Below are 19,403 nucleotides of genomic sequence, written 5' to 3'. Positions count from 1 at the left end.
CGCTCTACCGTGCGGTCGATCCCGGTGGTCGGATCCCGGTGGTGAGAGGGGAGCGAGGCATGAAGCGTCCGATGTCCCGTCTGCTGGGGGCCGGCCTCGGCCTCGCGCTGGCCCTGGCCGCGCAGTTCCCGCTGCCTGCCGCCGCGGCGGCAAGCGCGCGGGCCGACGACACCTGCGCGCTCAAGCCGAGACCCCAGGGCAAGGTGCTCCAGGGTTACTGGGAGAACTGGGACGGCGCGGCCAACGGCGTCCACCCGCCCTTCGGATGGACGCCGATCACCGACGCGCGCATCCGCGAGCACGGCTACAACGTGCTCAACGCGGCGTTCCCGGTCATCCGCTCGGACGGCACGGCCCTGTGGGAGGACGGGATGGACGCGACAGTGAAGGTCGCGACCCCCGCCGAGATGTGCCGGGCCAAAGCGGCCGGCGCCACGCTCCTGCTGTCCATCGGCGGCGCCGCGGCCGGGATCGACCTCGGCTCCAGCGCCGTCGCCGACCGCTTCGTGGCCACGGTGGTGCCGATCCTCAAGGCGTACCACTTCGACGGCATCGACATCGACATCGAGACCGGCCTCGTCGGCGGTGGCGACATCACCAAGCTGTCGACGTCACAGGCCAACCTCGTCCGCATCATCGACGGCGTGCTCGCCGCGATGCCCCCGGGCTTCGGCCTCACGATGGCCCCCGAGACGGCCTACGTCACCGGCGGCAGCGTCACCTACGGCTCGATCTGGGGCGCGTACCTGCCGATCGTGAAGAAGTACGCGGACAACGGGCGGCTGTGGTGGCTGAACATGCAGTACTACAACGGCAACATGTACGGCTGTGCCGGCGACTCGTACTCCGCCGGCACGGTCAAGGGCTTCACCGCGCAGACGGACTGCCTGAACAAGGGCCTGGTCGTCCAGGGCACCACCATCAAGGTCCCCTACGACAAACAGGTCCCGGGCCTGCCGGCACAGCCGGGTGCCGGGGGCGGTTACATGGGGCCTGACCTGGTGAAACAGGCGTGGAACACCTATGGCGGGGCGCTGAAAGGCCTGATGACCTGGTCCGTTAACTGGGACGGGTCGAAGGGGTGGACGTTCGGCGACAACGTCAGAAGGCTGCAGGGCCGCTGAGCCCCGGGGCCCCGGCGGCCGCCCGCACCTCGTCCTCCCGGCAGCGCTGGACCACCACGAGGGCGACGTCGTCGTCGAGGGCCCCGCCCGTGTAGGCCAGCAGGTCCGCGTGGATGTGTTCGACGAGGCGCTGCGGTTCGCTCTCCCGCCAGGACGCCAGGCGTTCCGCGAGGGGGTAGAAGGTGCCCTTGGCGTCCCGGGCCTCGATCACGCCGTCCGTGTAGAGCAGCAGCAGATCGCCGTCCCGGAAGGGGAAGCGTTCCACCTCGTAGTCGTCCTCCGTGACGTCGCTCCCCAGGCCGAACGGGAGCGCGGGGTCCGTCACCGTCAGCGGGACGACCTCGCCGTCGCGCACGAGCAGGGGTGGGGGGTGGCCGCAGTTGACCAGCTGGAGCAGGCCGCCCTCGTCCGGGATCTCCAGTACCGCGGCCGTCACGAAGCTCTCACCGGCCTCGGGGCCCGCGGCCGGGTCGGCCACGTCCCAGTAGACGGTGTTGTGCAGATGGGCGACCAGGCGCGGCAGTGGCGGGTAGCGGTGCGCGGCCGCGCGGTAGGCGCCGAGGAGCAGGGCGGCGTCCCCGAAGGCGGGCAGGCCCTTGCCGCGCACATCGCCGATCATGACGCGGGTCGCGTCCCGGGCGCGGACCGCCGCGTAGAGGTCGCCGCCGATGCGGGCCTCGGCCTCGGCCGCGAGGTAGAGCGACGCGATCCGCAGCGGGCCGATCCGGGGCGGCAGGGGCCTGAGCAGGACCCGCTGGGCCACGTCGGCGACCAGGCGCGCCCGGCCGAGCGTCTGCAGATGCTGTTCGTGGACCACGCGGAACGCGACGACGAAGAGGGAGACGACGAGGATCGCGACGATCTGCGTCTGCTGTTCGGTGGTCCCCAAGCGGCCGAAGACCGCGCTGAGCACGACCTCGGCCCCCACGGCGAGGGCGCCGACGCAGGCGGTCAGGCGGGGACCACCGATCGCCGCGGTGACGGCCGGCGCCGCGACGAGCAGCGGCCCCAGGTGGATGTCCGCGCCGGTGATCAGGTCGACCACCGTGATCACCGCGATGAGCCCGAGCGGTACCGCGATCAGCCCGGGGCGATGACGCCACGGCCGGTCCTGGCCCGGCGGACGGTGGGGAAGACGCATGCTCCCTGCTTACCTCCCCGGTGCTCCACCACGCTCCTCCGACACGTCCTGGACGGCCGGCGCCGCGCGGGAACCCGGCCGTCAGTGTGTGAGCGCCCACCCCGCCGGTGGACGGGGCCGGAAGCGGCCGGGCCGGGCGGGTGGCCAGGGCCTTCCGCGTCGTGTCGCCCTCGGCGGGGGCGCCCCACAGGGCATGATCAGTCGGTGTCCGTCGCGGCCAACACCGCCAGCCGTCGCCGTTCCGGAGACACCGCGGCCAGGCCGATGTCCCAGGCCACGCGCTCGAACCACTTCGTGTCGGCATCGAAGTCGTACCAGGTGCACTCCCGTGCGCGCGCCTCGACCTCAGCGGTCGTGGCACCCTCCGCGGTCCCGGAGAGGCCGGCCAGAGACCGCCATGCCGCCAGGCGGCCATATGCGCCGTAGGAGCCGGAGTTGTAGGCCCCTCCCGAGGAGGCAGCGGCGAAGAGCACGCCCCATGCCTGGGCCGGCGGGCACGCCTCGACCGAGAGCCGGGACTTCTTCCTCGCTCCGTTCAGGCATTCCAGCCCCAGCGTCAAGAGCGCGTTCGGGACCGATTCAGCGTCCAGGGGGCCTGCAAGGTCGAAAACCCGTGTCTCGACGCGTCCGTTGGACTCCGCGACCCAGTTCGCCACGGCCTCGGCCATGCTCTTGGCACCGGCTTCCGTGGTGGTTTCCTCAGCCGATGGAACATGTGCCCCCGTGACGACCGGCATACCGCGGCTCTCCGACGGACCGTACGGCATCGGGTAGGAGCTGCCGCGGGCGCTGTGGCTCGGCAGGTCCGGCCGCCCTTCCACGTCGGACAGCGTCAGCGGCAGCCGGCCCAGCGGATGACGGCTCCAGTGCGACGACGTCGCCCAGCCCGCGATCCCCGGCGTCTCTGCGACGACGACACCCCTGAGTACCAGTTCGTGGACCAAGCAGGCACGCAGTTCCTCCGGCGCCTGGGCGGTGAACGCCACAGCCAGATCTTCTGCCGGATGGCTGGAGGCCAGCAACGAGGCCGTGTAGCGGTCCAGCTCGCGGCCGGCGACCTCCACCGAGGAGACCAGCCTCAGCGCCTGGGCGACGTTCCCGGGCCCGGGGGTGGTGGCCAGCAGTCGCAGCAGATGATCGAATACGTGCCTGTACTGCCAGATTTGTCCGGTGCCGGTGCCGGTGCCGGTGCCGGTGCCGGAGCCGGAGCCGTAGGACCTGGCCAAAGCGATGCCGAGATCCGCGGAGAAGGCGGCATCCCCTTGCGCGAGACGGCCGTCAGCCACCTCCCATACGCCCGTGACGCTCTTCAGGCCCGGCAACTCCGTCACGATCTTCTGTATCTGATCCACCACGGTACTGAGCGTACGCGGGCGCCCCACCGGCCCCATCCCGGTGACCGAAGCGCCGCACGTCCGTCAGCCCCCGCACTGCTTCAGCATCGTCTGCTTGTCCGGCGCCGTCACGGGCATCTCGTACTTGAGCGCCACCTGCGCGAAACGAACGGCGTAAGCGCACCTGATGCGCTTGTCCGGGGGCAGCCAGGAGGCGGGGCCGGAATCGCCCTTGGCCGAGTTGGCCCGCCCCTCGACCGGGAGCAGATTGAGCACGTCGTTGGCCAGCTGCTTGCGCTTGCTCTCCGGCCAGCGCGACGAGCCCATCTGCCAGCTGTACGAGAGCGGCACCACGTGATCTATCTGTACCTCGGCGGCCTTCGCCTTGCGCCACTCGATGGTGTTCCCGGTATACGGGTCGTGCAAGGTCATGGCGACGACCACACAGTCGGAGCCGGATCGGTAGGTCAGGTCCCGACCATCGCGATTCATAAGATCATTTCGAGTGTCGCAACCGTTCCTTGCCAGCGGGACCCCGTCGGCCGTGTCCATCCAGGCATAGCCGAACTCGGCGCGGGTGTAGCCCGTCCTGGGCCCCCGCCCCTTGGTGGACAGTTCAGCGATGAGCTTTCGGGCCGCAGCCTTGTCCGCGTCCGTCGTCACCGGCGCGAGTCCTGGCTTCGTGCCTTCTGGATTCTCAAGTGGGCTGACCGCCCGTCCGCCGGGCGCTACGGGTCCTGACCCTTTCGAGGAGTCGCCCTTTTCGGGACCCCCGCATCCCGAGGCCAGGAGCGCGGCGACTGCTGTCACCGCTGCGACTCGAAGAGAGCGCCGGGTGGTGGCGACAGCGGAACGACCCTTACGGAAGTGAGTGGAGTGCTGCACCTGACACGTCCTCTCGTCTGCGTCCACGACAGGCTCCCCCGGCCCCGGCCTCACGCCACCGGCGCCCGGTGGCGCATCCGGAGCGTTCCGGCGAATTCACCGTTCGCGCCACGCGCCCGACACCACCCCTAGTCGGTGTCGGTCGCCGCCAGGACGGCGATCCGGCGGCGGTCGGGGGAGAGGGCGGCGATGCCGTAGTCGTAGATCTCGTTGTGGAACCAGGCCGCGTCGGACTCGAAGTGGAACCATGTGCTCTGCCGCGCGTACTGCTCCGCCTCCGCCGCGCTCGCGCCCGCCGGAGCGCCGCTGAGCGCCGCCATCGAGTGCCACGCCGCCAGCCGGGCGTAGGCGCCGCCGTACCCGCCCGAGGCGTACAGGCCGCCCAGCGACGCGGTGGCGAAGAGCAGCCGCCAGACGGCGTCCAGCGGGCGGACGGCGATCTCGAAGCGGCCGGTGGGGCCGAGCCCCTCGACGCAGGCCATGGGGAGCGTGGGGAGCAGCGCGGGCACCTGCTCGGGGGCCACGGCCTCGTCCGGGCGGAAGACCCACGCCGCGGAGTCACCCCAGTTGCCCGCCTCGGCGGGGGAGATGACGGCCTCCTGGACGCGCGCGGTGGCGACGTCCCGGAGCGCGGACCGCTCGGCCGTGCGCGGCGTCGGCGGGTCCACCCGGCCCTCCGCGGGCAGGCCGGTCGGCATGGCGCAGGAGCCGCCGTGGATCGAGACGGTGCCGAAGTCCGCGCCGGCCTCGAAGTCGCACCGGTGCGCGGGCAGCCACGACAGGGCGTGCCAGCCGGGCCGGGCGCCGCTCCAGTAGCGCAGCGGCCGGAAATCCTCGACGGCCACCCCGCGGAGCACCAGCTCGTGGAAGAGGCAGTCGCGCAGCTCGTCGTGCCGGTCGCGCGCGCCGCGGTCGAAGACGGTGTCCACGAGGTCGGCGACCGACTGGCTCCGGGCGAGCAGGGAGGCGATGGAGCGCGGCTGGAGCCCGCCGTGCGCGGCCTGCGCGTTGCGGTCGTCGAGCAGGCGGAGCAGCTGCACCACGTTCTCACGGCCGGGGGTGAGGGCGAGCACCCGCACGACGTGGCTCAGGCTGCGCGCGTCGTCCCGCGCCCGCTCCTGAGCGGCGGCGTACCGGGCGGCCAGCCGGGAGCCCACCTCGTGGGCGTAGGCGGCGTCGCCTTGCGCGACACGGTCTTCGACGGTGCCCCATACGAGACTTCTGAGAGCGTCCTGCGCGTCGTCCTTCACGATCCGCAACCCTATGGCCAGGGGGTGGGGCGTGAGTGCGCGGGGCTCCCGCCCGGGCCGCCCCCGCGATCGGCTCATACCGCTCTGGCGGGAAACCGCGGGGTGCGCTTGAATCCGGGACCACACCGGGCGGAGGTGGCGGACATGAACGCGTACGGGCACCACGGGACCGCACCCGCCGACCCCGTGCCCCTGCACCGGCTGGGCGTACCGCCCGCCGAGAACCCGCCGTTCGCCATGGGCACCTTCGAGACCTTCGGCCCCGACTCCCGGGCGGGCTATCCGCACCGCCACACCTTCTACGAGATCGTCCACGTCACCGCGGGCACGGGCGCCCACGTCATCGACCTCGTCCGCCGGCCCCTGAGCCCCCCGCACCTGTGCTTCCTGCTGCCCGGACAGGTGCACCACTGGGAAGGGGTGACCGGTTTGCGCGGGGTGGTGATGCTCTTCACCGACGACTTCCTGCTGGCCCGGCCCGGTGACCGGCAGCTCCTGCGCGCCCTCGGCGAGCGCTCGTGGCTGCACCTGCCGCCCGGCCCGTCCGGCGACGACACGGCCGGACTCGGCGAACTGGTGCGGGCCATGGGGCGGGAGTTCACCGCCAAGGCGGACGGCTACGCCTCCGTGCTGGAGGCGTATCTGCACATCCTGCTCGTCCGCGCGTTGCGCCTGCCCGGTGCGCGAAGACCCGGCGCCGCCACGGGCCGCGCCGCGGAGGTCTCCCGGGAGTTCGGCCTGCTGCTCACCGAGACCGGGGGAGCGGAGGGGGCCGTCGGGGCCTACGCCGCACGCCTGGGCATCTCCGTCGGCTATCTGAACGAGGTCGTCAAGCAGACCACCGGACGGACGCCCGGCGAGCTGGTGCGCGCGGCCCGGACGCTGGAGGCGAAGCGGCTGCTGGCCGGATCCGGTCTCGGCGTCGGGCAGGTCGCCCGGCGGGTGGGCTTCACGGACCCCGCCTACTTCTGCCGCTTCTTCCGGCGCGAGACCGGCATCAGCCCCGGCGACTTCCGCCGGACCGCAGGCGGGAATCACCACGTTCCCCGAACGGAGTCCATCGATCCGCACGAGGGGCGTCCCTAGGTTCGTCAGTGAGCCACTCACCCCAGGAGGCGGACCATGGCGGACGAGTACGACGGCACCACGGAGCCCACGGCCACGGGCCGCGGGGTCAGCCGCAAGACCCTGCTCAAGGCGGCCCTCGTCGCCGTGCCGCTGCCCGCGCTGCTCGGCGGCGTGGCCCTCGCGCGGGACCACCGGCCCGCGGACGCGCCCCTGACCCCCACCCCGGCCTGTGACGACGGGGACGACCCGACCCCACCGCAGACCGAGGGCCCCTACTTCAAGCCCCACTCCCCCCAGCGCGCCTCGCTGCTGGAACCGGGTACCCGGGGCACCCGGCTGACGGTCAGCGGCTTCGTCTTCGGGCTCACGTGCCGGCCCGTCGCGCACGCGCTGCTGGACTTCTGGCAGGCGGACGACGCCGGCGCCTACGATAACCGGGGCTTCCGGATGCGGGGGCACCAGTACACCGACGCCAACGGCGCGTTCACCCTGACGACGATCGTCCCGGGGCTCTACCCGGGCCGGACGCGCCACCTCCACGTCAAGGTCCAGGAACCAGGCGGCCCCGTCCTCACCACGCAGCTCTACTTTCCCGGCGAACCGCGCAACAACACCGACCCGCTGTTCAACCCGGCCCTGCTGATGCAGGTCCGCCAGGCCGGACCGGCGAAGCAAGGGACCTTCGACTTCGTCGTCGGACGCCGCTGAACGCCGGCGGATCATAGCCCACCGGGAGCCGGTGCGCGGTCCGGCACCCCACGGCCGGGCCGCGCACCCGGCGGTGCATGATCAGAGCGTGAAGCACGACAGAGCAGGTCACAGGGTATGGACACGGCCCGCGATCACCGTCTCGACGGCGGCGTCGACGGTCACGGCGATGTGCGCGCTGGCGCTGTTCATGGTCTGGGCGATGGCCGACCCCGGCCCCGAACCCGAAGGCTCCGAGGCCGACAGCGGCGCCGCGGCCGTCTTTCTCCTGCCGCTCTTCTTCGCGGTCCTGTGGGCCGTGTCCTTCGCTCTCACGGTGACGCTCGTCCTGCCCGCGCTCTCCCTGGCCCGGGGCACGGGTACGCGGTGGGGGCGCGCCGGGGCCTGGTGGTGGGTACCGGCCGCGCTCTCGGCGGTGACGGCGGCGGCCGTCACCGCCGTCGCCGTGGCGTGCGGATCCTTCGGGGCGGTGGCCGCGCCCCCCGTCTACCTGTGGTGGTGGCTCGGGGTGACCGCCCTGCTCACGCCGTCGGGGCTGCTGGCCCGGCTGGTCAACCTCCGGGCCGCCGAAGGGCGGCCGGGGCCGCGGGCCGACCGGGTGCTGTTCATGGGCTGCGGGGGCCTGGCCGCCTGCTTCGGGGTGTTCCTGACGGCGGCCCTCGTCACCGAGCTCGTCACCTGAGACCACGTCACCCGACGCCGTGGCACCTGACGCCATGCCACCTGACACTCCGCCACCGGTCAGCCGTCCGCGGGCAGGTGGGCGAGGAAGTCCAGCAGCGCCGCGTTGACCTCGTCGGGGCGCTCCTGCTGCGTCCAGTGGCCGCAGCCGGGGAGGATCAGGCTGCGGTGCAGCCCCGGCAGGGTCCGGTCCAGGGAGGCGATCAGCCGGTCCATCCCGGGGAAGGCCCGGACCGTGTCGCGGTCGCCTCCCACGAACAGGGCGGGGACGTCGATGCCCCGGCCCTGGAAGGGGGCGAGCAGCTCCCAGTTCCGGTCGATGTTGCGGTACCAGTTCAGGGCGCCGGTGAAGGCCCGGTCGCCGTGCCCGGCGTACTCGCGGACGAAGACGTCGACGTCCTCCTCGGTGAGCCAGCCCGGCAGCTCCTTCACCTCGACCAGCGTGTCCCGCAGCGTGCGGCCCTCGCGGACCACCCACGCGCGGGGCGGGTCGGAGGCCGGGCTGTCGCCCGAGGCGCCGACCAGCAGGCTCCGGAAGGTCTTCGCCGGATCCGCCGCCAGCTCCGCGTCGGCGACACCGGGCTCCTGCATGTAGAGCTGGTAGAAACCGGCACCGTGCGCCTCGCGCATCTTCGCCAGCGGGCGGGACCCACCGCGCGGCACCGGCGGGACGCTCAGGCCCGCGACACCGCGCACGACATCGGGGCGCAGCAGGGCCGTCGTCCAGGCGACGGGCGCGCCCCAGTCGTGACCGACGACGACCGCGCGCTCCTCGCCCAGCGCGTGGACCAGCCCGATCACATCGCCGGTGAGGTGGAGCAGGCTGTACGCGCCGACGTCCTCCGGCCGCTCGCTGCGGGCGTAGCCGCGCTGGTCGGGAGCCACCACCCGGTAGCCGGCCGCCGCCAGCGGCGCGAACTGGTGCCGCCAGGAGTACCAGCACTCCGGGAAACCGTGCAGCAGCAGGACCAGCGGCCCCCGCCCCTGCTCGGCGATGTGCAGCCTGACGCCGTTGACCTCGACGAAGCGGTGTTCCATCGCACTGGTCACAGATCCTCCCGCAGCACACGTACGCGTTGACGCCGACCCGCCCACCGTACGGGGTGGCCCGCGCGCGCCGACAGCCCGTCACCCGGTGATCGGCGGCTCCTCGAGCAGGCGCCGGACGACCCGGCCGAACAGCAGCCGCCCGCACCGCGCCACCAGCGCCTCGCCGATCCGCGGCAGCCCTCTGACGCGCAGGTCCTCCCGCCACACGACCCGCGAACCCGCGCCGTCCGGGCGCACCTCGATCTCGGCCCAGCCGGTGACCACCGACCCCCGCTTCTCCAGCCGGCAGCGCCCCGGCCCGCCTCCTTCGGAAGGCGGCTCCCAGCGGACGACGTCCATGACGTCGTCGAACCCGGCGGGCCCGACGCCGGTCCGCGCCACGAAGCGCGTGCCGGCCCCGGACGGGGGCGGCGTCGTCACGGTGATGCGGGTCAGCGGGACGTGCGCGGCGTGCCGCTCCCAGTCGGTGAGCCGCAGCCACGCCTCACCGACGGGCAGCCGGGACGGGCGGACGATCACGAAGGGGGTCATGGGGGCCACCTCATCAGGTGCTCGCCGCCGGGCCCCGGGGGCGCCTGCGCACCCAGCCGAGCAGGCCGACGGCGGCCACCGCGGCGAACGCGCACCAGGTGGAGAGGAACTCCAGCCGCCACAGCACCGCGCAGACCACCGCCCCGGCGCCCACGAGAACGCCGAACCCCCGCAACAGCGGGTCGCCGCCCAGCAGCAGGGACCCCACCGTGGCCAGGAGATAGCCCGCCACGACCAGCGGCGCGTACGGCAGGGCGACGACGTAACCGAGGGTGTGGCCACGGATCTCGGCCGCCACCGGCCGGGTGGCGAGGGCGTACGCGAGGCACGCGGCGGTGGCGGCCCCGGCGGCGAGCGGGGCCGCCAGCCGCCGCCGGGCGCCCGGCGGCGCGGCGAGCCGCACGCCCAGCGGCACCCACACCGCCGGCAGGGGCAGCGCCATCACGGCCCAGGCCAGGGTGGCGGGCCCGGTGCCGCCACCGGCGCGCCAGACGGCGGACTCCACGAGCTGGTGCACTCCGAGGAACAGCGGCAGCGCCGCGAGCGGCAGGTCACGGGCCCGGCGCACGCAGGCCACGCACGCCACCCCGATCGCCGCGACAGCCGTGCCCGCCACGAGGTCGGCCGTCGCGCTCCAGCACATGACGCCACCCCACCTCCGACGAGCGACCGCCGGGCACCCGGCGAAACAGTGACCGGGTACCCGGCGCCACCACCCGCGCACGCCCCGGGCCCGCATTCCCTCCGGATGGCCGCACGCGCCCATGAGGGGGGCGCACGGGCCCAGCGGTGCGCCGTCTGCGGCGAAAGCGGGCAACGCCCCGGTTTGGGGGAGGTGGCACCGGGCACCCGACGGCTCAGCCTCCCGCCGGGCCGGCCGGCTCGTGAGGGGGACGCCGCGATCAGGAGGAACGATGGACCGGGGAAGCAGCAAGCACGGAGCCAAGCGGGACGACGAGTTGAAGAAGGAAGTACAGGGTCTCACCCGGTCGGGCCGGCCCACCCGGGCCCAGGAGTGGCGCGAGGCCGAGCCGCCCGCGGCCGAGGAGGAGACCGGGCCGGCCGGGACCGCCCCGGACGAGGGCGGGGCCGGCCGGTGAGCGGCCGCTCCCGGGCCACCGCGCGCCCGGCCCGGAGGGCCCGCCGGGCATCCCGGGAAACCCTGAAACCCCGGAAACCCCGAGAAGCACAGCCGTGAGCGGTCCGACAGCCGCGGACCGGCGGACGGCCGCCGCGCTCCTGCGGACCCACGGGCAGACGTACGCCGAGGAGGCGGGCATCCGGCTGCGGGACACCCCCCAGCCGCTGTACCGGCTCCTGGTGCTGTCCTGTCTGCTCAGCGCCCGGATCCGCGCGTCGGTCGCCGTCGCCGCGGCGCGCAGCCTCGCGGCCGCCGGCCTGAAGGACCCGCGCAGGATGGCGGCGGCCGCCTGGCAGCAGCGGGTGGACGCCCTCGGCGAGGGCGGGTACCGGCGCTACGACGAACGCACCGCCACCCAGCTCGGCGAGGGCGCCGAACTCCTGCTGGCGTCCTACCGCGGTGACGTCCGGCGGATGCGCGAGAAGGCGCGGGGCGACACCGGCCACCTGCGCGAGGTCCTGCGGGAGGTACCGGGTCTGGGGCCCGCGGGAGTGAACATCTTCCTGCGGGAGGTGCAGGGCGTCTGGCCCGAGGTCCACCCCTGCATCGACGACAAGGCCCTCCAGGGCGCGCGGCGCCTGGGCCTGCCCGAGGACCCGCGCATCCTGGCGGGCCTGGTGGAACGCCGGGAGACACCGCATTTCGCCGCGGCCCTCGTCCGGGCCGCCCTGGACAGAGCCGTGGTCGACGACGTGGTCGACGACGTGCGCCGGGCACAGGAGCGGTGACGCCCGCTGCCGGAGCCGGAGGAGCTCAGCCGAGCAGCTTCTCCGGGTGAAGGGGCAGGTCGCGGACGCGGACACCCGTCGCGTGGTGCACCGCGTTCGCGACCGCCGCGGCCGTGCCGACGATGCCGACCTCCCCGATGCCCTTGCTGCCCATCGGGTTCAGGTGCGGATCGTCCTCGTCGATCCAGTACGCCTCGATGCCGTGCACGTCCGCGCAGGCCGGCACGTGGTACGAAGCGAGGTCGCGCTCGGCGAAGTCACCGAACCGGGCGTCCAGGGTGCTGCTCTCGTGCAGCGCCATGCCCAGCCCCATCGTCATCCCGCCGATGAGCTGGCTGCGCCCGGTGCGGGCGTTGAGGACGTGCCCGGCCGCGAAGACGCCCAGGAGCCGGCGCACCCGGGTCTCACCGGTGTCCCTGTCGACCCGGACCTCCGCGAACTGGGCCCCGAAGGCGGCCTTCGCGTACGGGGGTTCGGCCTCGACGTCGTCCGAGGTGTCGGCACCGGCGGCGAGGCCCCCGGGCGGCACCGTGCCGCCGTGCTCGTCGACGAGCGCGCGCAGGGCGCGGCTCGCCTTGTGCACCGCCCACCCCCACGAGCCGGTCCCGCTGGAGCCGCCCGCGAGCGGCGCCCGGGGCAGGGCACTGCTGCCGACCTCGACGGAGACCAGCTCCAGAGGGACCGCGAGCGCCTCGGCCGCGATCTGGGCCAGGACCGTGCGGGCGCCCGTGCCGATGTCCGTGGCGTTGACCCGGACGAGGTAGCGGCCGTCGCCGCCGGCCCGCACCTCGGCCGAGGAGGGCGCGAGGAGGACGGGGTAGTAGGAGGAGGCCACCCCGGTGCCGAGGAGGAACCGGCCCTCGGAGCGGGAGCGGGGGCGCGGGTCGCGCTCGTGCCAGCCGAAGCGCCGGGCCCCCTCGCGCAGGCACTCCACCAGGTGGCGGCTGCTGAAGGGCTTGCCGCTGTCCGGCTCGGTGGCGGTGTCGTTGCGCACCCGCAGCTCGACGGGGTCCACGCCGGTCGCGCAGGCGAGTTCGTCCATCGCGCACTCCAGCGCGTACATCCCCGACGCCTCGCCCGGCGCCCGCATCCAGGACGGGCTGGGGACGTCGAGCGCCACGACGTGATGCGTGGTGCGGCTGTTGGGGGAGAGGTACATGGAGCGCGCGGGGACGGCGGCCTGTTCGACGAACTCGCGGACGGTGGAGGTCTGGGTGACGACCTCGTGGGCGAGGGCGGTGATCACCCCGTCCTCGCCCGCCCCGAGCCGGACGCGCTGGACGACGGGCGCGCGGTGCCCCACCGTGGCGGCGAGCTGGGCCCGGGGCAGGGCGAGCTTGACGGGCACCCCGGTGTGCCGGGCGGCCATCGCGGCCAGGACGACCTGGGGCCGGGGTGTGCCCTTGGAGCCGAACCCGCCGCCCACGTGCTCCGAGACGACGGTGATCCGCTCCTTGGCCAGGCCGAACAGCTCGGCCAGGGTCTCCTGGACGGTTGTGGCGCCCTGGCTGGAGTCGTGGGCGACGAGCGTGCCGTCCTCCCACCGGGCGGTCGTGGCGTGCGGTTCCATGGGGTGGTTGTGCAGGGGCGGGATCGTGTACGTGGCGTCGACGCGCGCGGGCGCCCGCTCGTAGGCGCCGTCGAAGTCGCCGCGTTCCCGGCTGCCGGGGAAGCCGCCGTTGGCCTCGTCGGGGACGCGCAGGCCGGGGTGGCCGGTGGTCAGCACGGCGTCGTGGTCCTCGGGCGCGTAGCCGATCTCCACCGCGGCGGCCATGGCGCGGGCGGCCTCCAGGGTGCGGGCGATGGCCAGGGCGACGTACCAGCCGCGGTGGGGCACCCGGTCGTTCTGGAGGAGGAGCAGGGTGGCGTCGTCCACGTCCTTCAGGCGCGGGGCGTTCTCGTGGGTCAGGACCGCGAGGGCGCCCGGCTCGTCCATCGCCCGGCCCGTGTCGACCGTGACCACCCGGCCGCGGGCGATCGTGGCGGGGACCGGCCAGGCGTAGGCGGTGCCGGGCGGGGTGTGCTCCGCCGCGTACCGGGCCGCTCCGGTGACCTTCTCCCGCCCCTCAAGACGCGCGGGCCCTGGTGTGTTCACGGTGCTCATGAGGCGGCGTCCCCGGCGAGGTCGGTGAGGGCGCGGACGGCGAGATTGCGGGCCAGCCGCACCTTGAAGGCGTTGTCGCGCAGCGGCTCGGCCGCCGCCAGCTCCGCCTCGGCGGCGGCCGCGAAGGACTCCTCCGTGGCCGGGGCGCCCCGCAGGGCGTCCTCCGCCGTGCGGGCCCGCCACGGCTTGTGGGCGAGAGCGCCGAACGCCAGGCGGACGTCCTCGACGGTGCCGCCCCGCACGTCGAGCACGGCCGCGACGGAGGCGAGGGCGAAGGCGTAGGAGGCCCGGTCGCGCGCCTTGCGGTAGGCGGACGGCCCCGCCGGCGGCGGCAGCTCCACGGCGACGACGAGCTCGGCGCGCCGGAGCACGGTGTCGTGCTGGGGCTCCGTGCCGGGCAGCCGGTGGAAGTCGGTGAGGGGGACCGCCCGGTCGCCCTCGGGCCCCCGCAGGTGGACGACCGCGTCGAGGGCGGTGAGCGCCACGGCCATGTCGGAGGGGTGCGTGGCCACGCAGTGCTCGGAGTGCCCGAGGACGGCGAGGTCGCGGTGGACGCCCTCCCGCGCGGGGCAGCCGCTGCCCGGTACCCGCTTGTTGCACGGTTTGCCCACGTCCTGGAAGTACAGGCAGCGGGTGCGCTGGAGGAGGTTGCCGCCGGTGGTGGCGGTGTTGCGGATCTGCCCCGAGGCGCCCGCGAGCACGGCCTGGGAGAGCGCGGCCCAGCGGATGCGGACGGCCGGGTGTGCGGCGAGGTCGCTGTTGCGCACGTTCGCGCCGATCCACAGGCCGCCGCCGTCGGTCTCCCGGATGTCCGTCAGGGGCAGCCGGCTGATGTCCACCAGCAGGCCGGGGGCTGCGACGCCCAGCTTCATGAGGTCGACGAGGTTGGTGCCGCCGCCGAGGAACATGCCGTCCGGGCGGGTGGCGAGGGCGTCGATCGCCGCGTCGACGCCGTCGGCGCGCGTGTAGGTGAACGTCCTCACCGCGTCACGTCCTCGATCGCGGCGACGATGTTCACATAGGCGCCGCACCGGCACAGGTTGCCGCTCATCCGCTCGCGGATCTCGCCGGGGGAGAGGGGGACGGGCTCCCCGGGCGGCGGGGTGGCGGGCGGCGTCACGTGGGAGGGGTGGCCCGCGGCCGCCTCGGCGATCGCGCCGAGCGCCGAGCAGAGCTGTCCGGGGGTGCAGTAGCCGCACTGGAAGCCGTCGCGGTCGACGAACGCCTCCTGCAGGGGGTGCAGGGCGTCGCCCTCGGCCAGCCCCTCCACGGTGGTGATCTCCGCGCCGTCGTGCGCGACGGCCAGCATCAGGCAGCTGTTCGCGCGCCGCCCGTCGACCAGGACGGTGCACGCGCCGCACTGCCCGTGGTCGCACCCCTTCTTGGCGCCGGTGAGGTCCAGGTGCTCGCGCAGGGCGTCGAGCACGGTCGTCCGGTTGTCGAGGGTCACCCGGTGCGGGACGCCGTTGACGTGCAGCGTCACCGCCGACGCGGTGGAGCGGTCCGTGGCGCCGGACCGGCTGTGCGGGAGGTGTTCTGCCACGGTGCCTCGCCTCGTCGTGTGGTGGTGTCCCAACGGCACCGTGACGAGGTCCCCCGATCCGGGAGGCGCAAACGCGCGCGGGGCGCACGGCACCCGTTCGGACCCGGTCGGGGCGGGCGGTGCCGTGGCTGCGACCACCGCCCGCCCCGGGATCCCGGGCCCGCGGCACGCGCGCGCCGGGGCTCAGCCCTCCGGGCGGAGCAGGCCGCGCTCGTACGCCCTGACCAGGTGCTGCGGCACCAGGTGGGAGGTGCCGTCCACGGTGACGGGCACCAGCTTGGGGGCGGTCGCCTTCCACTGGGCACGGCGGTGGCGGGTGTTGCTGCGGGACATCTTCCGCTTGGGAACGGCCATGGCAATCCTCCGGGGTGGGTGGGCGGCCAGACTATATGAACATGGGATCCATTATCAATTGGTGGCCTGGCATGATCGGGGGCATGGTTGAACGCATCATTGCCGCCTGTGACGGGGCTTCGAAGGGGAACCCGGGCCCCGCCGCCTGGGGCTGGGTCATCGGTGACGCCGACGGGAACGTCGACCGGTGGGAGTCCGGCCCCCTGGGCACCGCCACCAAGAACGTCGCGGAGCTGACCGCGCTGGAACGCCTGCTCGCGGCCACCGACCCGGCCGTGCCGATGCAGGTCCGCATGGACTCGCAGTACGCGATGAAGGCCGTGACCACCTGGCTGCCCGGCTGGAAGAAGAAGGGCTGGAAGACCGCCGCGGGCAAGCCGGTGGCCAACAAGGACCTGGTCGTGAGCATCGAGGCGCTGCTGTCCGGGCGCACGGTGGACTTCCTGTACGTCCCCGCGCACCAGGTCGACGGCGACCCGCTCAACGCCTTCGCCGACCGCGCCGCCAGCCACGCCGCCGTCACCCAGCAGGCGGCCGGCACCGCGCTGGGGTCGGGGGAGCCGCCGCTCCAGGCCGCGGCCGCGCCCTCCCGCGGGGGCGGCGGGGCCCGGCGGACCGGTGCGGCGAAGGCGGCGGGAGGTGTGCCGAAGCAGGGCGGGACGAAGCGTGCGGCGGGCACCATCGCGGCGAAGTTCCCCGGCAGGTGCCGCTGCGGCAAGCCGTACGCCTCCGGCGAGCAGATCGCGAAGAACCCTCAGGGCTGGGGTCACCCGGCCTGCCGGGCCGAGTCCACGACGGCGGGTTAGCGCCGGCGGGTTGTGGCGTCCGCACCACCGCTGCGCGGCGGCGTCCTTAACTCCCCCGGCTACCGCTGGGGGTGCCCCCAGGAGGTGTCCCAGGACGGGCTGATATGGGCTGAGTTCGACCCGTATCAGCCCGTCCGGCGTTTGAGGACGCGCCCGCAGGGCGCTCGCCGCCGCAGGCGGCAACGGCGGGCCCGCGGTCGACAACCCGCCGGCAGGCCCCGGCGCTCGCCACCTGCGGCGGGGCAGCCCGGCCTTGACGGCCGGCCCGGCGTTCTGAACGGCCGCTGACCGTCCACGTCTTCGGCGCGGGGCAGCACACACGAGAACCGTCCCTGGCCGGCCGCGAGCCGGCCGCCCGTCACAGGTCGAGCAGGGCCTGTACGGGCAGGTGGTCGCTGGCGAACCGGCCTTCGTCGGAGAAGGTGTTGATGTCGGCCCGGACCGTGCGGACCGAGGGCGAGGCGAGGATCCAGTCGATGCGGTCCCCGCCGGGCACCGGCGGCCGGAAGCCGTGGAAGGTGCCGTGGAACGGGCCGCGCGCGGCGGCGGTGTCCCAGGTGTCGGCCAGGACACCGCCCTCCAGCATGGCGGCGTAAACGGGGTTGCGGTGGGCGGGGACGTTGAAGTCGCCCGTCACGACGCGGGGGAGGGCCGGGTCGAGGCCCCTCAGCCGGCTGGTGATCAGCTCGGCGCCGCGCTCGCGGGAGCCCTGGTGCAGGTGGTCGAGGTGGGTGTTGAGCACGTAGAACGAGCGGCCGGTCCGCCGGTCGGCGAAACGCACCCACGTCGCCATGCGGACGACGGTGTTGCCCCACGTCGCCGAGCCGATCAGGGCCGGGGTACCGGACAGCCAGAAGTGGTCGTACTCCTCGGGCACCAGCCGGTGGACGTCGTAGAAGACGGCCATGAACTCCCCGCGGCTGCCGCCCTCCCGGCCCGTGCCGATCCACGCGTACCGCGGGCCGAGGTCGTCGGCGATGTCCCGCAGCTGGCCGTGCAGGCCCTCCTGGGTGCCCAGCAGGTGCGGTCTCTCCCGGCGCAGCAGCCGCCGCATGACCGGGCGGCGCCCGGACCACGGGTGGGGGCCGGTCTCCGCGGCGTACCGCAGGTTGAAGCTCATCGCCCGCAGCTCCCGCCCGTTGTCCGGACCGCCGCGGGACGGCGCGGCCGCCGTCGCCGTGGCCGGGGACAGCGCGGAAGCGGCAGGGGCGGCGCCGACGGCGGCGGGGACCCCCGCGGCCACGGTGGCGGCCGTCGCCCGCAGCGCGGTACGGCGGCTGAGCGGCGGACGTGGCGCGTACGGAGCGGAAGCGGGCACCGTGCCCTCCCTGGTCGGCCTGGCGGCGGGTCCGGTGATCCGGGCGGCCGCAACGCCTCCCGGATCCGTGCCCCGGCAGCACGCGCTACGTTTCTTTCCCGCGCCGCCCTCCGGCAACCACCCGCCGCACCGGACCACCGCGATTACGGGCCACCGGGCCCGAAGCGGGCGGGAGTTCGGCCCTGCGGCACCCGGGACCCGGGCCCGGCCGAAACCGGACTCCGGCATCCGCCTTTTCGGCCGCCGCGCCGTCCGCGGCGAAGTCCGGGCGTACGGACAGCAGTGCATTGGCATATGCCAATCACTCGGCCGGTGTCAATCGGAGCGGTGCCGGGCGCGGAAGCGGCGGTACGGAAAGGACGGTCCGCCGGTGGCCGTCCGCAATGTCACGCCCATAAATGATGCGGAACCAGCTTTTTCGGATGGCCAGTTCCGTTTCGACTTGATGCTCAGTAAGGTATGGCTGCCGCCGGTGGATCCGGGGAGGACTTCCGCTGAATTCGACAAGGGCGGGACGTGCGCGTGTGGGCAGGGTCGTCGGCAGGATCGGCAGGAGAACATGACCGCGGGGTTATTCGAGGGGCAGTACGTGTGGCACCCGGCGGCCGACGACCGACGGCTGGCGCGCGCGTGCGTGGACGTCCGGGCGGGACGCTTCCTGAGCGCGCAGGAGGCCCTGGAGGAGACCCGTGAGGACTTCGGCCTGCGGGCCCACCGCTCGCTGGTCCTCGCCTCCGAAGCCGCCGACTCCGACCTGGCGGAACGCTGGCTGGCCGAGGAGCCCAGCCCCGAGGCCGCCCTGGTGTGGGCGCGCGTCGCGGTGCTGCGGGCCCTGCGGGCCGCCGACGACCGGGACCGGCACGCCCTCGCCCTGGGCCGCATAGCCCAGGCCGCGTGCGACAGGGCCGCCGAGCGGGCCCCCGCCGACCCCACCCCCTGGGTGGCGAAGCTGACCCTGGCCCGCGTCCACCGGCCCCGCGACCCCGCGCCCCGCGGGCTGCTCACCGCCCCGCCGGGCCCCTGGTCGCTGTTCGCCCACATCCTCCGCCTCGACCCCTGGCACCGCGAGGCCCACCACCGCTTCCTGGCCTTCTTCTTCGCCCGCCACGGCGGATCGGCGAACGCGGCGTGGGACGTCGCCGCGTTCCTGGGCCAGCGGGCCCCGGAGTCCTCCCCGCTGCGGCTGCTGTCCCTGGTGTCCCTGGTCGAGGGCTACAACGCCGCCTCCCCGCTGGTGAACCACACCTGGGAGCAGCCCCCGTGGCGGGCGACCGCCCTCGGGGTCTACCGGAACTGGATGCCCCACGTGGCCGGCTACCGCTTCACCCCGGTCCTCGATCTGGCCTACCTGGCTCACGCGCTGTTCATGGCGCAGTGCGAAGGCGAGGCCCGGGCGGTGCTCACCGCCATGGGCCCCTACGCCTCCCGGATGCCCTGGAGCGTCTTCGGCGACCCCGAGGAGCAGCTGACCCGCGTCAGACGGCTGTGCGGGCTCCCCGTGCCCGGCGCCCCCTGAGACCGCCCCCGGAGAGTCCCCCGTAAGCCGTCGTGTCCCGCCCGGGCGGGGCGCTCCGATATTTTTTCCCCGCCCCTCGCCTTTGTTCTCCCGCTCACCCCGTCCCCTCGGAAAGGTTGCG

20 protein-coding genes are annotated in these 19,403 nt (G+C 74.1%); 8 read left to right on the top strand and 12 right to left on the bottom strand.

Features of this window, described 5'->3' with window-relative positions:
• Positions 1-59 precede the first annotated feature (59 nt).
• The gene (locus ABZ951_RS01895; RefSeq protein ID WP_344087448.1) at positions 60-1,124 is read left to right on the top strand and encodes a chitinase; all 1,065 of its coding nucleotides are present in this window, start codon (positions 60-62) and stop codon (positions 1,122-1,124) included.
• Here the strand turns inward: ABZ951_RS01895 and ABZ951_RS01890 are convergent.
• The 4 genes from ABZ951_RS01890 to ABZ951_RS01875 all read right to left on the bottom strand — a co-directional run bounded on the left by ABZ951_RS01890 (position 1,102) and on the right by ABZ951_RS01875 (position 5,734).
• On the bottom strand, positions 1,102-2,265 hold the full coding sequence (locus ABZ951_RS01890; RefSeq protein WP_344087445.1) for a PP2C family protein-serine/threonine phosphatase: 1,164 nt from the start codon (positions 2,263-2,265) through the stop codon (positions 1,102-1,104). The genes ABZ951_RS01895 and ABZ951_RS01890 overlap by 23 nt on opposite strands.
• Before the next feature lie 197 nt (positions 2,266-2,462).
• Entirely contained in the window at positions 2,463-3,620 is a 1,158-nt protein-coding gene (locus ABZ951_RS01885) for a DUF6183 family protein (protein ID WP_344087442.1), read from the bottom strand.
• A 63-nt stretch (positions 3,621-3,683) separates the two neighbouring features.
• Positions 3,684-4,388 carry an HNH endonuclease family protein gene (locus ABZ951_RS01880; protein ID WP_344087658.1) on the bottom strand — a complete coding sequence of 235 codons (705 nt, stop codon included), beginning with the start codon at positions 4,386-4,388 and terminating at the stop codon, positions 3,684-3,686.
• 224 nt (positions 4,389-4,612) lie between these two features.
• Positions 4,613-5,734 carry a DUF6183 family protein gene (locus tag ABZ951_RS01875; RefSeq protein ID WP_344087439.1) on the bottom strand — a complete coding sequence of 374 codons (1,122 nt, stop codon included), beginning with the start codon at positions 5,732-5,734 and terminating at the stop codon, positions 4,613-4,615.
• A 144-nt stretch (positions 5,735-5,878) separates the two neighbouring features.
• Between ABZ951_RS01875 and ABZ951_RS01870 the strand changes: the two genes are divergently transcribed.
• The 3 genes from ABZ951_RS01870 to ABZ951_RS01860 all read left to right on the top strand — a co-directional run bounded on the left by ABZ951_RS01870 (position 5,879) and on the right by ABZ951_RS01860 (position 8,192).
• Positions 5,879-6,820: a helix-turn-helix transcriptional regulator gene (locus tag ABZ951_RS01870; RefSeq protein ID WP_344087436.1), complete on the top strand. Its 942-nt coding sequence runs from the start codon at positions 5,879-5,881 to the stop codon at positions 6,818-6,820.
• Positions 6,821-6,856: 36 nt separating this feature from the next.
• Complete coding sequence (locus tag ABZ951_RS01865) at positions 6,857-7,510, top strand: dioxygenase (RefSeq protein WP_344087434.1); 654 nt, start codon at positions 6,857-6,859, stop codon at positions 7,508-7,510.
• Positions 7,511-7,598: 88 nt separating this feature from the next.
• On the top strand, positions 7,599-8,192 hold the full coding sequence (locus tag ABZ951_RS01860) for a hypothetical protein (protein WP_361278506.1): 594 nt from the start codon (positions 7,599-7,601) through the stop codon (positions 8,190-8,192).
• 59 nt (positions 8,193-8,251) lie between these two features.
• Here ABZ951_RS01860 and ABZ951_RS01855 read toward each other — a convergent pair whose 3' ends face one another.
• The 3 genes from ABZ951_RS01855 to ABZ951_RS01845 all read right to left on the bottom strand — a co-directional run bounded on the left by ABZ951_RS01855 (position 8,252) and on the right by ABZ951_RS01845 (position 10,415).
• A complete protein-coding gene (locus tag ABZ951_RS01855) occupies positions 8,252-9,229 on the bottom strand; it encodes an alpha/beta hydrolase (RefSeq protein WP_344087655.1) in 978 nt (325 codons plus the stop codon).
• Between the two features lie 90 nt (positions 9,230-9,319).
• The gene (locus ABZ951_RS01850) at positions 9,320-9,772 is read right to left on the bottom strand and encodes an SRPBCC family protein (RefSeq protein WP_344087428.1); all 453 of its coding nucleotides are present in this window, start codon (positions 9,770-9,772) and stop codon (positions 9,320-9,322) included.
• A 13-nt stretch (positions 9,773-9,785) separates the two neighbouring features.
• On the bottom strand, positions 9,786-10,415 hold the full coding sequence (locus ABZ951_RS01845; protein ID WP_361278503.1) for a DUF6629 family protein: 630 nt from the start codon (positions 10,413-10,415) through the stop codon (positions 9,786-9,788).
• Positions 10,416-10,686: 271 nt separating this feature from the next.
• Between ABZ951_RS01845 and ABZ951_RS01840 the strand changes: the two genes are divergently transcribed.
• A complete protein-coding gene (locus ABZ951_RS01840; protein ID WP_344096184.1) occupies positions 10,687-10,872 on the top strand; it encodes a hypothetical protein in 186 nt (61 codons plus the stop codon).
• 94 nt (positions 10,873-10,966) lie between these two features.
• Entirely contained in the window at positions 10,967-11,641 is a 675-nt protein-coding gene (locus ABZ951_RS01835; protein WP_344096186.1) for an endonuclease, read from the top strand.
• A gap of 25 nt (positions 11,642-11,666) precedes the next feature.
• Here ABZ951_RS01835 and ABZ951_RS01830 read toward each other — a convergent pair whose 3' ends face one another.
• The 4 genes from ABZ951_RS01830 to rpmF form a co-directional block, all read right to left on the bottom strand.
• Positions 11,667-13,745, bottom strand: a complete 2,079-nt coding sequence (locus tag ABZ951_RS01830; RefSeq protein ID WP_344096188.1) for a xanthine dehydrogenase family protein molybdopterin-binding subunit — start codon at positions 13,743-13,745, stop codon at positions 11,667-11,669.
• On the bottom strand, positions 13,742-14,728 hold the full coding sequence (locus tag ABZ951_RS01825; protein WP_344096190.1) for a xanthine dehydrogenase family protein subunit M: 987 nt from the start codon (positions 14,726-14,728) through the stop codon (positions 13,742-13,744). Before ABZ951_RS01825 ends, ABZ951_RS01830 begins: the two co-directional genes overlap by 4 nt.
• Positions 14,725-15,288, bottom strand: a complete 564-nt coding sequence (locus ABZ951_RS01820; protein ID WP_344096193.1) for a 2Fe-2S iron-sulfur cluster-binding protein — start codon at positions 15,286-15,288, stop codon at positions 14,725-14,727. Before ABZ951_RS01820 ends, ABZ951_RS01825 begins: the two co-directional genes overlap by 4 nt.
• 183 nt (positions 15,289-15,471) lie before the next feature.
• Positions 15,472-15,642, bottom strand: a complete 171-nt coding sequence (rpmF, locus tag ABZ951_RS01815; RefSeq protein WP_344096195.1) for a 50S ribosomal protein L32 — start codon at positions 15,640-15,642, stop codon at positions 15,472-15,474.
• 83 nt (positions 15,643-15,725) lie between these two features.
• Here rpmF and ABZ951_RS01810 point away from each other — a divergent pair, with 83 nt between their 5' ends.
• Positions 15,726-16,448: a ribonuclease H gene (locus ABZ951_RS01810; RefSeq protein ID WP_361278496.1), complete on the top strand. Its 723-nt coding sequence runs from the start codon at positions 15,726-15,728 to the stop codon at positions 16,446-16,448.
• Positions 16,449-16,806: 358 nt separating this feature from the next.
• Here the strand turns inward: ABZ951_RS01810 and ABZ951_RS01805 are convergent, their stop codons facing one another.
• Positions 16,807-17,766, bottom strand: coding sequence for an endonuclease/exonuclease/phosphatase family protein (locus ABZ951_RS01805; RefSeq protein ID WP_344096200.1), 960 nt, complete (start codon positions 17,764-17,766; stop codon positions 16,807-16,809).
• 559 nt (positions 17,767-18,325) lie between these two features.
• Here ABZ951_RS01805 and ABZ951_RS01800 point away from each other — a divergent pair.
• A complete protein-coding gene (locus tag ABZ951_RS01800) occupies positions 18,326-19,282 on the top strand; it encodes a hypothetical protein (protein WP_344096202.1) in 957 nt (318 codons plus the stop codon).
• Positions 19,283-19,403: the final 121 nt, after the last annotated feature.

Origin of the sequence: Streptomyces sp. NPDC046215, assembly GCF_040646215.1 — a bacterium.
Lineage (GTDB): Bacteria > Actinomycetota > Actinomycetes > Streptomycetales > Streptomycetaceae > Streptomyces > Streptomyces stramineus.
Note: the sequence above shows the minus strand (reverse complement) of the source record. Positions and strands in the feature narration are given on the sequence as shown.

Bases quoted from the DNA above. Each gene is read 5' to 3' on its own strand.
- ABZ951_RS01855 (WP_344087655.1), bottom strand. From the start codon at position 9,229: ATGGAACACCGCTTCGTCGAGGTCAACGGCGTCAGGCTGCACATCGCC.
- ABZ951_RS01845 (WP_361278503.1), bottom strand. From the start codon at position 10,415: ATGTGCTGGAGCGCGACGGCCGACCTCGTGGCGGGCACGGCTGTCGCG.
- ABZ951_RS01840 (WP_344096184.1), top strand. From the start codon at position 10,687: ATGGACCGGGGAAGCAGCAAGCACGGAGCCAAGCGGGACGACGAGTTG.
- ABZ951_RS01810 (WP_361278496.1), top strand. From the start codon at position 15,726: ATGGTTGAACGCATCATTGCCGCCTGTGACGGGGCTTCGAAGGGGAAC.
- ABZ951_RS01895 (WP_344087448.1), top strand. From the start codon at position 60: ATGAAGCGTCCGATGTCCCGTCTGCTGGGGGCCGGCCTCGGCCTCGCG.
- ABZ951_RS01800 (WP_344096202.1), top strand. From the start codon at position 18,326: ATGACCGCGGGGTTATTCGAGGGGCAGTACGTGTGGCACCCGGCGGCC.
- ABZ951_RS01870 (WP_344087436.1), top strand. From the start codon at position 5,879: ATGAACGCGTACGGGCACCACGGGACCGCACCCGCCGACCCCGTGCCC.
- ABZ951_RS01890 (WP_344087445.1), bottom strand. From the start codon at position 2,265: ATGCGTCTTCCCCACCGTCCGCCGGGCCAGGACCGGCCGTGGCGTCAT.
- ABZ951_RS01850 (WP_344087428.1), bottom strand. From the start codon at position 9,772: ATGACCCCCTTCGTGATCGTCCGCCCGTCCCGGCTGCCCGTCGGTGAG.
- rpmF (WP_344096195.1), bottom strand. From the start codon at position 15,642: ATGGCCGTTCCCAAGCGGAAGATGTCCCGCAGCAACACCCGCCACCGC.
- ABZ951_RS01830 (WP_344096188.1), bottom strand. From the start codon at position 13,745: ATGAGCACCGTGAACACACCAGGGCCCGCGCGTCTTGAGGGGCGGGAG.
- ABZ951_RS01865 (WP_344087434.1), top strand. From the start codon at position 6,857: ATGGCGGACGAGTACGACGGCACCACGGAGCCCACGGCCACGGGCCGC.